Here is a 14870-nt window from a genome sequence, read left to right on the forward strand (position 1 = left end):
GCCGACCGCCAGCGAAACTCCTGCGAGTGCCGGGGTTGCGGGACCGGTTGGCGGGTAAACGCTTCGCGACGCCGCTGAATGGAGACCGATGGACGCCCGTGAAGTACCTGCCCCCACCCGTGGAGCCGGCCGGGGACGGCGCGCCCTCGGCAGTGCGGGCGAGTGGGCGGACGACCGTCTGCACGCCGCGGGCGGGTTGCGCCGCCAACTCAACAAAGTGTTTCCGACGCACTGGTCGTTCCTCCTCGGAGAAGTAGCGCTCTACAGCTTCATCCTCCTGCTGCTGTCGGGCGTGTACCTCACCCTGTTCTTCGACCCCTCCATGCAAGAAGTCGTCTACAACGGTAGCTACACCGGTCTGCGGGGCGTCGAGATGTCACGGGCGTTCGCGACCACGCTCGACATCTCCTTCGAGGTTCGCGGCGGCCTGTTCGTCCGGCAGCTGCACCACTGGGCCGCTCTGGTTTTCGTGGCCGCGATGACAGTGCACATGCTCCGCGTTTTTTTCACCGGTGCGTTCCGGCGCCCGCGTGAGGCGAACTGGGTCGTCGGTGTACTGTTGCTGGTCCTCGGAATGTTTGAAGGGTTCTTCGGCTACTCATTGCCCGACGACCTGTTGTCCGGAACCGGACTTCGCGCCACGTTGTCCGGTATCGTCCTTTCCATACCGGTCATCGGAACGTGGCTGCACTGGGCACTTTTCGGCGGTGAGTTCCCCGGAGACATCATCATCCCGCGGCTCTACACGATTCATATCCTGGTGCTGCCAGGCATCATGCTGGCGTTGGTCGCGATACACCTGGCGCTGGTCTGGTACCAGAAACATACTCAATTCCCTGGCGTGAAGCGCAAGGAAACCAACGTCGTCGGCGTCCGCATCATGCCCGTTTTCGCAGTGAAGGGCGGAGCGTTCTTCGCCGTGGTCACCGGGATCCTGGCCATAATGTCCGGGCTTTTCCAGATCAACCCGATCTGGCAACTCGGTCCTTATCATCCGGCGAAGGTGTCCGCCGGCTCGCAACCCGACTGGTATATGGGCTGGGCCGACGGCCTGCTACGGCTGTATCCGCCGTGGGAGCTCTACCTCGGTGATTACACCGTGCCCCCGGTCTTCTTCGCTGGAGTCATCGGCATCACCCTGCTCATCGGAGCGCTGATCTCTTATCCATGGCTGGAACGGCGACTCTCCGGCGACACCGCGCACCACAATCTCGTGCAGCGTCCACGTGACATCCCCGTCCGTACCGGCATCGGCATGATGGCACTCGCCTTCTACAGCGTCCTGACACTTTCGGCGGTCAACGACATCGTCGCCCTGCAATTCGACATCTCGCTCAACGCCACGACCTGGGCCGGCAGAATCGGGCTCTTGATCGCCCCGCCGGCGGCATACCTCATCACTTACGCCGTATGTCTCGGGTTGCAACGCTCCGATCGCGAAGTCCTGGAACACGGTATCGAGACCGGCATCATCACCCGTACCCCGGCGGGCACATTCCTGGAGATCCACCAGCCACTCGCTCCGGATGACGGCAGCGGCCATCACCGCGAGCTGGACTATCAAGGCACAGCCGTGCCGAAGAAACCGAACAAGCTCGGCGCTGCCGGGCATGCCGTTCCCGGCAGTTTCCTGCGGCCCGACCCGCCCGAGGAGATCGCCGCGCTGGAAGCCGCTGCCCGCCACGGCCACGTGCACCGCGGTCTCGGCGGGGACCCCGGGGGCGCCGCCGACCGCGGCGAAGACCCCTCGCGGTGAGCCGCGACCGACATCGCTGCCCGAGGAGAAACGATGCGCCAGTCACTCCCCTCTCGCTGGCAACTGGAAGTCATCGTCTACGGCGAATGCGACCCCTACCCGATACTGCTTTTGCAGCCATCGAATCACCATGATCACCGGGCGCTGTCCGCGCTGCTGGCGGCGGCGGGTATGAAGACGCCGTCACCGTGGGAATGGGAGTACGGACTGTGGCCACTGGCCGCGGGATGCTCGGTCGAGCTGACGGAATCGCCCCCGTCAGTGAGCATGGTGGTCGGCGGTGACAGATTGTCCGTCGGAACCGGAACCTTCGACGCTCCCGCGGCGTGGGTCCGCGCGGCCCGACGTCAGCGGCGAGTGTTGTTCGCCCTCGTGCCGGCACGCTGGTCCGCGAGTGACGCCCAAGTCGTAGACCACGACGTCACCGTCCTCGGGACCCGAATCGGCCGGCACGCCTGCCTCGTCGGGATCATGCCACTCAACCCCTGACTCAAGGCCCAGCTCGGTGGTGCCTCCACCTTCGGCCCGGCTGCGGGGCGCGATCCCTAGGCTCCGCGGCCGGCGTGACTTGTCAGGGGTCCCGAGGTGGGTGGAGGTGCCGAGCGAGAATGTCGCGGGCGATGTCGGTGAGGGTACGGCCGGTGGAGTAGGCGTTGGCGCGCAAGCAAGCGTGGGCCTCATCGGTGCTGATGTTCAGCGCGGCGGCGAGGGACGCCGACGGCGATGTGGAGGTCGTCGGTGCTGGTGGCGATATGGTCGGTGATATCGGTGCCGGCATCGGCTAGCAGCACGACGGTGGCCATGTCGGCGGACGCGCGGGCGTCGGCGAGATGCGCGGCGGGCAGGGGGCCTGGTCCTCGCCGGTAGAGGGTGAGGGTGCCGAGGGTGACGGTGGCGGTGCGCAGGGGAAAGGCGTCGACAGCGCCGACCTGACCGCAGGCGGCGTCGGTGAAGCCGGGCCAGCTACCACTGTGGCAGGCGAGGTCGTCCACGTGGACCGGGCTGGCGGAGGTATAGGCGTCCAGTGAGGGGCCTTTACCTCTCAGCGTGCGCCACCAGCTCTGGCCCGCTCTGGTTCTGGCCGACTTCCGGCGGGGACCACAGTGTCCGCCCCTGCCCGGGGGTCGGTGCGGCCGTCGCCATCGTGCGCCCTGGGCTGGGCGATCGAGCAATGCTGGATCGGTGAATCGATAAGGCAGTTCGGCGGCAGCTACCTCGGCCTCACCCAGTGGGCGATCGTTGACCTGCCACCGCAGGTTGAGGCGACGTTCAGCTGGGGATCATTCTCGCCGGTCAGGAACGCCGGTGGGCGGTACCGCACCAGTTCGCCGGAAGCGGCCCTGTCACACTGTCGCTCGAAGACGCCCCTTTACCGGCGCCTTCGGGAAGGCGCTCGGCTGTTCAAGGGGTGACGGCGGAGGGACGCGTCCAGCGAGCTAGCAGGACGGTGGCGTCGTCCTGCAGCGCGCCGTTCTGGTGACGGAGGACGGCTTTCGTGAGCCGGCGGGCGGTTTCGGGTGGTGGATTGCCCGCGGCGGCCTCCCTGCGCAGGAAGTCCCGGAGGCGCGGTTCGCCGAAAAATTCGCCGGTGTGGTCGCGGGCTTCGGTGATGCCGTCGGTATAGAGGATCAGCCAGTCGTCCGGTTCCAGGATCTCCTCGCCGACTTCGAGGTCGCCCAAGCCGAGGCCGAGCGGACGGCAGCGGCCCGCAGTCAAAGGCTTCACGATCTTCCCGGCGCGCATGACCAAGGGATGGGGATGTCCGGCGCTGATGTAGCGCAGGCGTCCCGTGGCGAGGTCGAGTTCGACGAGCACGGCGGTGGCGAACGCGGCGTCGCCGAAGTGGCTGCTGATGGTTTCGTCGATCGTCCGGGCTTGTTCGAAAAGGCCATGGCCTGCGTGGCGTGCACTGCGGTAGGCGGATAGTGCGGCGGCGGCGATGAGGCCGCTGCGCAGGTCGTGCCCGACCGCGTCCAGCACGATCAGGCTCGCCGTGGTCTCGGACAGAGCGTAGTCGAAGGCGTCACCGCTGACACTGTCTCGAGGTTCGACCACACCAGTCACGACGAAACTGTCTACTCCGGCGGTCAATGGCGGCAACAACGACCACACCAGTTCCGCGTTGACCGTCCGGCGGGTCCGCAGCCGGACCCGGTCCAGTTCGTCCCCGTACTGCGACAGCAGGGTGACCATGTGCCCGAGCAGCATGGACAGCCACCGGCATTGCACGCGCAGTCCGGGGTCATAGAGGTCCTCGACCTCGTCCACCTCGACCTCGAGGACGCCGAGACGTTCCGCCCCGTCCAACAGCGGCACCCACAGGCAAGGTCGCCCACGTGCCTCCGACGGCAGAATCTGGATCTGCCGGAACGCACGACCGGCGAGCGTGGCATCGATATCGAGCGTTTCCCGCCCCGATGACGGTGTACCGAGCGGCGCCGGGCGATCCGAAGTCTCGCCCTGCCCTTCAGGTGAGGCGCGGCGAAAGTGCTCCGCGGAGGCTCCGTCCTTCGGGGCGTCCAGGGGATGGAGGCGCAGTTGGTCGTAATCGACGAGGTAGATGCCGACCCGCACGCCGAGCGCGGTGGCGGCGGTTTCCGCCACGGCGGCGAGCCGGTCGGGCGGAGCGAGTTCAGTGCCTTCTAGCAGTCGCACCAAGGCCTCGAACGGAGCGCTTCTCGGGAGGCTGTCCCGGATCCGACGGCTGAAGCTGGCCCGGTGCGCCCAGGTCAGCTCGTCCAGGCGTTCGTTCAACGCGAGGGCCAGCGTGTCGCGTTCGAGCGGTGGCAGGTCGGACAGCCCGTGCACATAGCCGTCAATGTCGATAAGCCCGGCCTCACCGCCGGCTCCGAAGTACCGCAGCCATAGGTCCTCGAGTGATAAGTCGGCATGCTTGAACGCCAAAGCCGCGCTGCGCTGTTGCTCGGCTGCACGGTCACCGGAATGATTCTTTTTCACCGCAGTTCACCGTGCAACTCAGCCCGCGTTGTCGAACAGGGTTGGCTGCTCATCGCAGCCGCCGCACCGTGGATTGGGCCAGCCGCTCGGCGGTCTCGCGGAGCGTGGTGCGCTGTTGCTCAGCCATCTGAGCCAGCGTGAGAAACGCTGCACGTTCGTCGACGCCGTCACGAGCCATGACGATGCCCTTGGCCAACTTGACCACCTCGCGACCGTGCAAAATCTTCGCCGCTTGGGCGCTGATCCGCTCGGCGTCCCGCGCGGTCCGCAGATTGCTGATGAGCATGGCCGCCTGAGAAGCGAACATGGTGAGGAGGTGTTCCTCTCGCTCCGCATAGGCATGTGGCTGAGTGGCATAGACCTTCAGCGCGCCCAGCGGCTCGGAGCCGGCCACCATCGGCGCGCTCAACGCCGACCGCAGTCCCAGCGCGGCCGCCGGACGCGACCAGGACGGCCACCGCTCGTCCTGCGCGAGGTCGTCGACTCTCACGATCTTGCGATCCGCCCACGCGGTCAGGCACGGGCCGCGGCCGAGCTGGTACTGCAACGCGTCCGCCCGCTCGACCACCTCGTCCGTCGCTGCCGCGGTCTCCCGCTGACCCCGTCGATCCAGCACGCTGATTCCCGCTCCGGTCGTCCCCGGCACCATCTCGACCGCCAGCGCGGTGATCAGCTTCAGAGCCGTGTCCACCTTCTCGGACGACAGCAGCAAACCGGACATGCGCGCGAAGACAGTCGCCAGATGATCCGCGGTCAACTCGTCGATCACCGGCCCGTCACCCGACGGCTCACCCGTGCGCGGGAAATCAGAGGACATCTCCGGCACACCTCCCTTGGCACTTGGTCCGATGACCGGGTCAACTTTGGCATACCCGATCTGCTGACGTTCAACCCGACGACCGCCCGAGAACACCATAGGGAGCCTCGCCGACTCGCGCTCCACCGCCCATCCACTTCTTTGGGCCGAGGCCGCGGCGCCGGTTCATCGCCTGGCAACCTTCAGCTCGATCGTTGTCGAGAGCTCCGGCCGGTGGAACGGATCGGCGCCCATCTACAGAGGACACTGCTCCTGCGAATCGTCCTCCTCCGTGGCTCGGCCGTTCTTCCGATGACCACGAGTCCGGCCGTCGCTCATGGGTGGCACTCTCGGTTGCTTCTGGCAGGGGCGCGACCGCACCCGGAACTTTTCGTAGAGCGTGGATAGACCTGGATGGGACGGGTACTCGGCCTCGCCGAGCCGATCGCATCGAGTGCTCTTTGGAGCAAAATGATCACGCGCGCCGAGAAACGTGCTTTACGGGCCATCGAACGCACAATGCGCAACGCTGACGCCGCATGGGTCCGTGAAACTTTCGGTGAAGTGGCCCTTCCGCTACGGGATGGCTGGTTGATCGCCAGCCTTGGCGCTGACCTGCTGGCCCTAGTTCTCGTCGTGATCGGACTGATCGTCCAGCTGACAGTGATACTTCCGGGGTTTCTCGTGGCCGGGATCGCCTTGTGCATGCACCTCGAGCGCGCAAACCGACGCGGCGTCGTCAGTAGACAAGACAGGCTCTAGCCCGGTAGTACGCTTCTCGGTCGTCGAAGTGACGACGATAGGGACAGTGTTCTGATCAAGCAGCTCCTCGCCCGGCACGGCGGCCAGGGAGTGCGACAGGAACGGTTCGCCCGCGGAGGTCCCTGCTTCGAGAAGATGGATTCGCCGATGCCTTACGACTCGTGCGCGGCTCACCGCGAACGGTGGGACACCGTGCGGGGACGGCGAATACGCAGCTTCGAACCCGGGTTCGACCGCGCCGAAGGTCAGATGGTGGTGCTGGTACCGGGTTGGGCACGCCTGGATATCTGGGAGACGCTTCAACCCGGATGTGCGGCTTGGGACCGGGCTTTCTTGGTCGAGGTCCTTGGCTTTGGGCGCGTCGGCACAGACGCCCGTGAATCCGAGTTGCCGCTGTTGCCGAGACGGTCGTCGCGTGGCTGATCTTGTCCCGGGCCCCTCCGTCCTGCTGCCGAACATTCGACCGGTGCACAAGGCCCAGCACGGATCTTCGGGTCTCGGTCAGCACCGCCCGCACCGCTTTCGCGGTCGGGCGGGGACGGCTCGACGCGTCCCCGGGTTCCAGCCCTGGGGGACGTTCACACTGGCCCTCCCGCAGCGTCACGCCAGAAACTAGAGTCACCCCTTTCGATTCCTCCCCGGTTCCGGCGGCTCGTCGGCGGCAGGTACGGATACGGCGGAAAGCGGCATCCGCAGCACGCCCGACCGATCACTCCTGGCGGCCTGGAAATAAGGATTGCGCACGTCCGTTCGTTCAGCTTGTGACGGGGACGGGCGGATATGACGCGGTGCACGGCGACAGCGATTTCGCAGGTTTGGTTCATCGACTGATTCCGGTATCGGACTGTACTGCTGTCGTGGTTCGGGAGCCGGGACTTTCGACGTGCTGGTGATCCCGTGGCTACGCGAGGGGTGGACTCGCCTGCATCCGGTCAGCGGCCGCGGGCGTCGGTGCTGGGTCCTTGGTCGTCGGGCTGGGTGGCCGCGGCGGCGAGTTCTGCCGGATCGGCCATGCCGTCGGGGTGGCCGGGACCGCGGTGGGCTTCGTCGCGCATGCGTTCGATCATGTGGGGGTAGTGCAGTTCGAAGGCGGGGCGTTCGGAGCGGATGCGGGGCAGTTCGTAGAAGTTGTGCCGGGGTGGCGGGCTGGTGGTGGCCCATTCCAGTGAGTTGCCGAAACCCCACGGATCGTCGACGTCCACCGGTTCACCGTAGCGGTAGCTTCTGAACACGTTCCAGATGAACGGCAGCACTGAGAGGCCGAGCAGGAACGAGCCGATCGTCGAGGCCATGTGCATCCCGGTGAACTGGTCGCTGTGCAGGTAGTCGGCGTAGCGGCGGGGCATGCCGGCGTTGCCGAGCCAGTGCTGGACGAGGAACGTCGCGTGGAAGCCGATGAACGTGGTCCAGAAATGCCATTTCGCGAGTGGTTCGTTCAGCATCCGTCCGGTGATCTTGGGGAACCAGAAGTAGATTCCGGCGAAGGTGGCGAACACGATGGTGCCGAACAGCACGTAGTGGAAGTGCGCGACCACGAAATAGCTGTCGTGTACGTGGAAGTCCAGCGGCGGCGACGCGAGGATGATGCCGGTCAGCCCGCCGAGCAGGAACGTCACCAGGAAACCGATCGACCACAGCATCGGTGACTCGAAGGTGAGCTGCCCCTTCCACATCGTGCCGATCCAATTGAAGAACTTGATCCCGGTCGGCACCGCGATGAGGAAGGTCATGATGGAGAAGAACGGCAACAGCACCGCGCCGGTGGCGAACATGTGGTGCGCCCACACCGCGGCTGACAAGGCGGTGATGCCGACGGTGGCCCAGACCATGAGCTTGTAGCCGAACAGCGGTTTTCGGCTGAACACCGGGATGATCTCGCTGACGATGCCGAAATAGGGCAAGGCGATGATGTACACCTCGGGGTGGCCGAAGAACCAGAACAGGTGCTGCCACAGGATGGCGCCGCCGTTGGTCGGATTGAACACGTGCGCCCCGAGGTGCCGGTCGGCCATCAGCCCGAACAGGGCCGCGGTGAGGATCGGGAACGCCATCAGGATGAGGATGCTGGTGAAGAAAATGTTCCAGGTGAAGATCGGCATCCGCCACATCAGCATCCCCGGGCAGCGCAGGCACACGATCGTGGTGATCATGTTTACCGCCCCGAGGATCGTGCCCAGGCCCGTCACGATCAGCCCCGCGATCCACAGATCACCGCCGACCCCCGCTGAGTGCACCGCGGTGGACAACGGCGTGTAGGCGGTCCAGCCGAAGTCCGGCGGCCCACCGGGCGTCAGGTAACCGCCGAGGACGATCATCGCGCCGAACAGGTACAGCCAGTAGGAGAAGGCGTTCAACCGGGGGAACGCCACGTCCGGCGAGCCGATCTGCAACGGCACCAGGAAGTTCGCGAACGCGAACACATTCGGCGTTGCGTAGAGCAACAGCATGATCGTGCCGTGCATGGTGAACAGCTGGTTGTACTGCTCCGGCGAGAGGAACTGCAGACCAGGACGCGCGAGTTCTCCGCGCATCAGCAACGCGGTCAGGCCGCCGATCAGGAAGAACCCGAACGACGTGACCATGTACATCACGCCGATCGTCTTCGGATCGGTCGTCCTCATCAACTTCAGCAGGGCGTTTCCCCGCCTGGTTGTCCGACGGGGTGCGTGCTGGATCGGTAGTGGCCGTGCCGGCGTCTGGGTCATCGCGCTACCTGTTCTTCTCCCCGGGGGTGACGCAGGCGTGTACCCGGCTTCTTGGTTCCCACACCTTCCGCGGTGAGGTGTGAAGCACGGCGATGCGGGAACCCAGTGGTAACCGAATACCGTCGCCGGACAAGAGGGAAGAATCCGTGGCCGACAATCACAACGAAGACGTCATCGCCCTGCTGCACCGCCAGCACGACGAAATCCGGCTGTTGTTCACCGAATTGGAGATCGCCGAGGGCGAACGGCGCCGGGACTTGTTCCGCGATCTGGTGCGATTGCTGGCGGTGCACGAGACCGCCGAAGAAGAGGTGGTCCATCCCGAAGTGCGTGACCTTCAGGGCGGTGAACACGTCGTGGACGCCCGTATCGGCGAGGAACACCGCGCCAAGCGACTGCTGGTCACCTTGACCGAGATGGGCCCGGAGGCCGAGGGCTTCGACACGTTGCTGGTCCAGCTGCGCGAGGACGTTCTCGCGCACGCCGAACACGAAGAGCAAGAGGAGTTCCCGCTGCTCCGGGCGGCGCACGGGCCGGAGAGGCTGCGTGCGATGGCCGCGACCGTCCGCGTGGCGGAGGCGATCGCGCCGACCCGACCCCATCCCGGGGTCGAGAGCGCGACGGCGAACCTCCTGCTCGGCCCGCCTGTCGCGATCATGGACCGGGCCCGCGACGCCATCCGCGACGCCCTCGGCCGCTGACCCCTCACGTCGCGAAAGGAGAACCATGTCCGAGAACGACCAGTCCTACGCCGCTCCACAGGACACCGGCGCCCCCGACCAGGTCGAAACCGATCCGGCGGCGCTGAGCAGCGCCGAGGATCTCGACGAAGACCGCCTGCGCGTCGATCCGCTGGAAGAAGGCATGGACCCGCCGGAGCACTGGACCGGGGTGACGAAGTACGGCATGACCCCGTGGGAGCAAGCCCATCCCGCTCCGCTCGGTGAGCGGTTGGCTGAGGAGCGGCCAGACGCCGATGAGCTGGCGGAGAGCGCCGACCGTGAGCGGGAGGAGCGGTCCGGCGATGCACGTCCGGACAGCATCGACTACGCCGAAGGGCTGGGCATCTCGGCCGATTTCGCCGGCGGTTCCGTGCCCGACGAGATCCGCACCCCACCGCCGCCGGACTGATCGGGTCCGCCGGCGACACCACTGCTCCAGGAAAGCAGACGAATGAGCAAAGCACGAGCAGCCACCGCGGCCGTCGTCGGAAGCGTCGGGGTGGTCGCCTTCAGCGTCATCCGCAGACTGCGCCAGGTGTCGCGCGGCCGGGCAGCGGACCACGATGAGCATTGGCTCGCCGTGACGGTCAACCGCTCGCCCGAAGACGTGGGCCCGGTCGCCTCACTGCCGGCCCCGCTGGCCGGATTGGGCGACGGGGTCGAAATCCGCATCGTGCCCGCCGCCGGGGACAAGGGCACCGAATTACGTGCCCGCCCGACCGGGGACAAGGTTTCCCGCGCGGATCTGCGTTCCGCCCTGCGCAAGGCGAAGTCCCTTCTCGAAACCGGAATCGTGCTGGAGGCGGATCCCCCGTCCACTCATCCCGGCCCGGCGGGCAAGGTCCTGCAACTAGTGACGCGCAACGCGCAGAAAGGTGGCCGGCTGTGAAGGCACTCTGCTGGGAAGGCGTCAATGACGTCCGGGTTCAGAACGTCCCGGATCCGCGTATCCAGAACGACAAGGACCTCATCCTGAAGGTCGGGCTCAGCACCTCCTGCGGCTCCGATCTGCATCTGCTGACCGGGCACATCCCCTTCATGCAGGCCGGAGACGTGATCGGGCACGAATTCATGGGCGAGGTCGTGGAGACCGGGCCGGGAGTGACCCGGCACAAGGCGGGCGACCGGGTGGTGGTGTGCTCGTTCATCGGCTGCGGTGAATGCTGGTACTGTCGCCGGGACCTGTGGTCGTTGTGCGACAACACCAACACCAACCCGGGCATCACCCAGGGCCTGTGGGGCGCCGACCCCGGCGGCATCTTCGGCTATTCCCACGCGATGGGCGGGTTCAAGGGCAGCCACGCCGAATACGTCCGGGTACCGTTCGCCGACCACACCGCCATCCCCATCCCCGAAGGCGTCAGCGATCTGAGCGCGTTGTTCGCCTCGGATTCGGTACCGACGGGCTGGATGGGAGCCGATCTCGGCGGCGTCCGGCCCGGCGACGTGGTCGCCGTATGGGGCTGCGGCGCGGTCGGCCAGATGGCCGCCCGCGCGGCCCAACTCCTCGGCGCGGAGCGGGTCTTCGTTATCGACCGGTTCGGCTACCGGCTCGCGCAGGCCGAGCGGGTCTTCGGGGTGGAGACCCTGGACTACGAGAACACCGACGTCGGCGCCGCGTTGCGCGAAGCGACCGGTGGCCGCGGCCCGGACGTGTGCATCGAAGCGGTCGGCTGCGAAGCGCATAGTTTCGGCCCGCAGCACGTCTATGACCAGGTCAAGAGCAAACTGAAGCTGGAGACCGACCGGCCCATCGCCGTCCGCGAAGCCATCCACAACTGCCGCAAGGGCGGCACGGTCTTCGTCCTCGGGGTGTTCGCCGGTTTCGTCGACAAATTCCCTCTCGGCGCCGTCATGAACAAGGGACTCACCCTTCGCGGCGCGCAGCAGCACGGCCAGCGCTACATCCCCATGTTGCTAGACCGCCTCGCGAAGGGCGAACTCTCGACCGGCCACCTCGCCACGCACGTGCTGCCGCTGGATGACGCGCCCCATGGATACGACTTGTTCAAAAACAAAAAGGACGGCTGCGTACGCGCCGTTTTCCGGCCTTGACGCCCGCCCGCGGCCGATACCCCGCATGAAGGCCACCTCGAGAGCTTGCCTTTCTCAAGGTGGCCTTCATGCGCTCAACGAGCTACTTGGCGAGTTTGTCCTGCGCCGTGTCGTAGGTGCCGTAAAGGGCGGGATCCGGCGGAGGCGCGGTGCCGGGTCCGCCAAGGGCCTCGGGATCCTTCAAGTACTCAATCCCCTCAGGACCGGCACTCCAGCCGCCCTTGGCTCCGTCCGGGCCGTCGGAGAGGTGCCAGATGGTGTTGTTGTGGTCCTGGTTCTCCTCGTCGAGCAACGCCGACGGGGCGATGTCGCCTTCGATGCCGTCGGCCTGCAGTTCCTCGATCGCGGCGAGCCACTGCTTCTGGTGCACGGTGTCTCGGGCCAGGTTGAATTGCAGCATCGCCTTCACACCCGGATCGTCGGTCATGTTGTACAACCGTGCGGTCTGCAACCGGCCTTGGGCTTCGGCGGCCACGTTGGCGCGGAAGTCGGCGAGCAGGTTCCCTGACGCGACGATGTACCGCCCGTTCCACGGGTAACCGTTCGAATCCGCCGGCAGAGCCCCACCGCCCCCGACGATCGCCTGCTGGACATCCATCCCGCCGAGCGTCGCGGCCATCACCGGGTCTTTCACCGCTTCCGCGGTGACCGTGGCCGGAGCACCATCCAGCAATCGGGCGACCATGGTCGCGAGCATCTCCACGTGCCCGATCTCCTCGGTCGCCGTATCCATGATCAGATCCTTGTACTTGCCCTCGATCCGGCAATTCCACCCCTGGAACAAGTACTGCATCGTCACCGACATCTCACCGAACGCGCCCCCGATCAACTCCTGAAGCTTCCGCGCGTACACCGCGTCCGGCTTCTCCGGCTTCGCCTCGAACTGCAACAACTTCGTGTGCCGAAACATCACTGAACCTCTCCGTCGGGACACCGGCCGGTCACGACCGGCGGAACCCCTTGGTTGCCCGCTGCACCCAGGACTAACCATCCACGGCCGCTCCGAACTCGCCGGTATCCACAGGGGCTGACGAACGGGCACGAGGCCAGTGCGGCACCCGGTCGGCAGACAGAGGGAGGTTCGCGGATCGCACCTGACAGGTACGCGTGCGCAGCACCGTCCGGTTCCCAGCGACGACCCCGATGCCGCGCCGTTCGAGCCTCGCACGGGACTTGCGGATTCGAGGTCACTGATTCCGGCTCTGCCGCGAAAGGAACCTGGACAAATCCAGCACGGTAAGTACGGCGACGTGTCCCAGAGAGCACGTTCAAGCCGTCGGCCGAGCCGATGTCCCCGGACACGGCGAGCCCCGAGGAGGTTGGCACCGTGCAGTGTCCATTTCACGTGCGCAGTCGCGGCGACGACAGGGGAACGGGTCCGGTCGGAAAGGGAAAATCGTTCCGGTCATGCCCGCATCGAGGCGTTGTGGCGAGGCTGTCGTAATACGAGTGCTCAAGACGCGAAGGCCGACACAGGCTCAGCCTTCGGGGAGAGGAAATTCGTCCCGCCGGACGCAGGGCTGCACCGGCGGGACCAGAGCGCCGCTCTCCTCTGAACAACACCCGCGTCAAGAATATCCACTCCCGGACCGGGCTAAACAGATGCGCGTCCTTCAGGCTCGTCGTCGAGCGCTCATCCGGGGACGTTGCGAGGGTCATGACCGTAAGTGTTGCGCTCGCCGACCTGGCCGTTCTGGTTGCGGATGAAGTGTTCGACCTTGCGTTCCCGCGCCATGACGCGGCCCTTGTCGATGGCGTCGGCCTTGGTGTAATGCGTACTGGCCGCGCGAGTGCTGCCCTCGACCTTGTTCTTCCACTGGCTGTGGCTGGCTTTCCAACCGCGACCGCCCCTGGAAACCTGCTGCCAGGCCGACGTCGACGCCTGGCACGCCGGACGCAGTGAGCAAGAACGGGGCCGGCTTCGCGGGTTCCTGCTCTGGGCCATCGCCAGCAAGCTCGCCAAACCGCTGCGGCTGCCTGCTCAAACGGTCACCCGCAAAGCCCCGCTGCCCGAACCTGAGCGGATCGCGCTGCTGAGCCGCCTGCTCACCGGACACGACCTGCCACTGCGGTCCCGGGTCGCCGCTGTGATCGTGCTGCTCTACGCACAACCGCTCAGCCGAATCGTCCGGCTCACCGTCGACGACCTCACCCGCGACGGCGACCAAGTCCTGCTCCGCCTCGACGAACCGCCCTCACCGGTCCCGGCGCCGGTCGTGAAACTGCTCCTGGCCTGGATCGGCCAACGGGACAACATGAACACCGCCACCAACCCGAACTCTCACTGGCTGTCTCCCGGCCGACGCGCCGGTCAACCGAGGCACCCCAGATCGCTCGGCGCGCTGGTGACCAAGCTCAGCGTCCTCACCACAACCGGGCGCACCGCAGCCATCCAGCAGCACGTGCTCACCATGCCCGCCCCAGTCGTCGCCGACGCCCTCGGCTACCACCCAGTCACCTCACCAAGATCGCCACCAGAGCCGGAACCACCTGGAACCGCAACGCACCGGGCGACCACATACCGTTATCTCCCCGACGGGGGGACTGTAGCGCGAACGGTCCTTCCGGCCGTGGTTGTCAGTAGGTCTCAGCGCCCGGCCAGCGGTCACTGAAGGTGATCGAGAAAGCGTTCAGCGCGGGTTTCCATCGCTTCGTCCACCGGGCTTGCCCGGTGCCGGTCGGGTCCAGGCTCCGGGTGACCAGATACAAACACTTTAACGCAGCCTGCTCCGCCGGGAAATGACCACGTGCCCGCACCCACGACGGTACCGCGAATTCAACGACTCAATCGCGTTCGTGGAACACAACACGCGACGAATCTCAGCCACCCCTATCCCGACTGGGTCAGTCCTGATGAGACAACTCCCGTAAGGTGGTCGACCGTCCGAGTGCACCGAAGACGACAGCTTGAGAAGCCGGTGCCGCCAGCCGGCTGACCGAGCTGCCTAAATCGTTGCGCATACGATGCACTTTGGGTTACGGTGGCGGTTGCGCGAGGTTCAGTCCCAGCCCGCGTGAGCGATCGCGCAGCCCGTACGCCACCTCAGATCCTGTGCCGCCTGGCAACACGTTGACGCATTCCGTCCGTTCATGTGCTGGGTGGATTCTTTCTCCGG

The 14870-nt window shown here is 66.1% G+C and carries 14 protein-coding genes and 1 pseudogene; 8 read left to right on the top strand and 7 right to left on the bottom strand.

Features of this window, described 5'->3' with window-relative positions:
* Positions 1 to 88: 88 nt before the first annotated feature.
* Together ACLJQ7_RS29565 and ACLJQ7_RS29570 are read left to right on the top strand one after the other, a co-directional pair.
* Entirely contained in the window at positions 89 to 1756 is a 1668-nt protein-coding gene (locus ACLJQ7_RS29565; protein ID WP_410651441.1) for a cytochrome b, read from the top strand.
* A gap of 33 nt (positions 1757 to 1789) precedes the next feature.
* Positions 1790 to 2245: a hypothetical protein gene (locus ACLJQ7_RS29570; protein WP_410651442.1), complete on the top strand. Its 456-nt coding sequence runs from the start codon at positions 1790 to 1792 to the stop codon at positions 2243 to 2245.
* A gap of 188 nt (positions 2246 to 2433) precedes the next feature.
* On the opposite strand, the gene ACLJQ7_RS29575 is transcribed toward ACLJQ7_RS29570, so the two are convergent.
* The 3 genes from ACLJQ7_RS29575 to ACLJQ7_RS29585 all read right to left on the bottom strand — a co-directional run bounded on the left by ACLJQ7_RS29575 (position 2434) and on the right by ACLJQ7_RS29585 (position 5657).
* Entirely contained in the window at positions 2434 to 2748 is a 315-nt protein-coding gene (locus ACLJQ7_RS29575; RefSeq protein WP_410651443.1) for a hypothetical protein, read from the bottom strand.
* Between the two features lie 409 nt (positions 2749 to 3157).
* On the bottom strand, positions 3158 to 4714 hold the full coding sequence (locus ACLJQ7_RS29580) for a PP2C family protein-serine/threonine phosphatase (RefSeq protein WP_410651444.1): 1557 nt from the start codon (positions 4712 to 4714) through the stop codon (positions 3158 to 3160).
* A 49-nt stretch (positions 4715 to 4763) separates the two neighbouring features.
* Positions 4764 to 5657 (bottom strand): GAF and ANTAR domain-containing protein, encoded by an 894-nt coding sequence (locus ACLJQ7_RS29585; protein ID WP_410651445.1) that lies wholly within the window; start codon positions 5655 to 5657, stop codon positions 4764 to 4766.
* Between the two features lie 267 nt (positions 5658 to 5924).
* Here ACLJQ7_RS29585 and ACLJQ7_RS29590 point away from each other — a divergent pair, with 267 nt between their 5' ends.
* Positions 5925 to 6272 (top strand): DUF3040 domain-containing protein, encoded by a 348-nt coding sequence (locus ACLJQ7_RS29590; RefSeq protein ID WP_410651446.1) that lies wholly within the window; start codon positions 5925 to 5927, stop codon positions 6270 to 6272.
* Positions 6273 to 7204: 932 nt separating this feature from the next.
* Here ACLJQ7_RS29590 and ctaD read toward each other — a convergent pair.
* Positions 7205 to 8977 (bottom strand): cytochrome c oxidase subunit I, encoded by a 1773-nt coding sequence (ctaD, locus tag ACLJQ7_RS29595; RefSeq protein ID WP_410651447.1) that lies wholly within the window; start codon positions 8975 to 8977, stop codon positions 7205 to 7207.
* A 146-nt stretch (positions 8978 to 9123) separates the two neighbouring features.
* Here ctaD and ACLJQ7_RS29600 point away from each other — a divergent pair, with 146 nt between their 5' ends.
* The 4 genes from ACLJQ7_RS29600 to ACLJQ7_RS29615 are packed head-to-tail and all read left to right on the top strand — an operon-like array spanning position 9124 to position 11754.
* Positions 9124 to 9678, top strand: a complete 555-nt coding sequence (locus tag ACLJQ7_RS29600) for a hemerythrin domain-containing protein (protein WP_410651448.1) — start codon at positions 9124 to 9126, stop codon at positions 9676 to 9678.
* 25 nt (positions 9679 to 9703) lie between these two features.
* A complete protein-coding gene (locus tag ACLJQ7_RS29605) occupies positions 9704 to 10108 on the top strand; it encodes a hypothetical protein (RefSeq protein WP_410651449.1) in 405 nt (134 codons plus the stop codon).
* 42 nt (positions 10109 to 10150) lie between these two features.
* On the top strand, positions 10151 to 10588 hold the full coding sequence (locus ACLJQ7_RS29610; RefSeq protein ID WP_410651450.1) for a hypothetical protein: 438 nt from the start codon (positions 10151 to 10153) through the stop codon (positions 10586 to 10588).
* Complete coding sequence (locus ACLJQ7_RS29615; protein ID WP_410651451.1) at positions 10585 to 11754, top strand: zinc-dependent alcohol dehydrogenase; 1170 nt, start codon at positions 10585 to 10587, stop codon at positions 11752 to 11754. The genes ACLJQ7_RS29610 and ACLJQ7_RS29615 overlap by 4 nt, the downstream gene beginning before the upstream one ends.
* An 82-nt stretch (positions 11755 to 11836) precedes the next feature.
* Here the strand turns inward: ACLJQ7_RS29615 and ACLJQ7_RS29620 are convergent, their stop codons facing one another.
* Entirely contained in the window at positions 11837 to 12664 is an 828-nt protein-coding gene (locus tag ACLJQ7_RS29620) for a manganese catalase family protein (protein WP_410651452.1), read from the bottom strand.
* Positions 12665 to 13387: 723 nt separating this feature from the next.
* Positions 13388 to 13654, bottom strand: a complete 267-nt coding sequence (locus ACLJQ7_RS29625; RefSeq protein WP_410651687.1) for a DUF2188 domain-containing protein — start codon at positions 13652 to 13654, stop codon at positions 13388 to 13390.
* On the opposite strand from ACLJQ7_RS29625, the gene ACLJQ7_RS29630 reads away from it, so the two are divergent.
* Positions 13545 to 14366 (top strand): hypothetical protein, encoded by an 822-nt coding sequence (locus tag ACLJQ7_RS29630; RefSeq protein WP_410651701.1) that lies wholly within the window; start codon positions 13545 to 13547, stop codon positions 14364 to 14366. The two genes, ACLJQ7_RS29625 and ACLJQ7_RS29630, sit on opposite strands and share 110 nt — an antisense overlap.
* On the opposite strand, the pseudogene ACLJQ7_RS29635 reads toward ACLJQ7_RS29630, so the two are convergent.
* Positions 14332 to 14576 (bottom strand): annotated as a pseudogene (locus ACLJQ7_RS29635) (transposase); the annotation flags it as partial. The gene ACLJQ7_RS29630 and the pseudogene ACLJQ7_RS29635 overlap by 35 nt on opposite strands.
* Positions 14577 to 14870 lie beyond the last annotated feature (294 nt).

Origin of the sequence: Amycolatopsis sp. cmx-4-54, from assembly GCF_046548895.1 — a bacterium.
Classification (GTDB): domain Bacteria; phylum Actinomycetota; class Actinomycetes; order Mycobacteriales; family Pseudonocardiaceae; genus Amycolatopsis.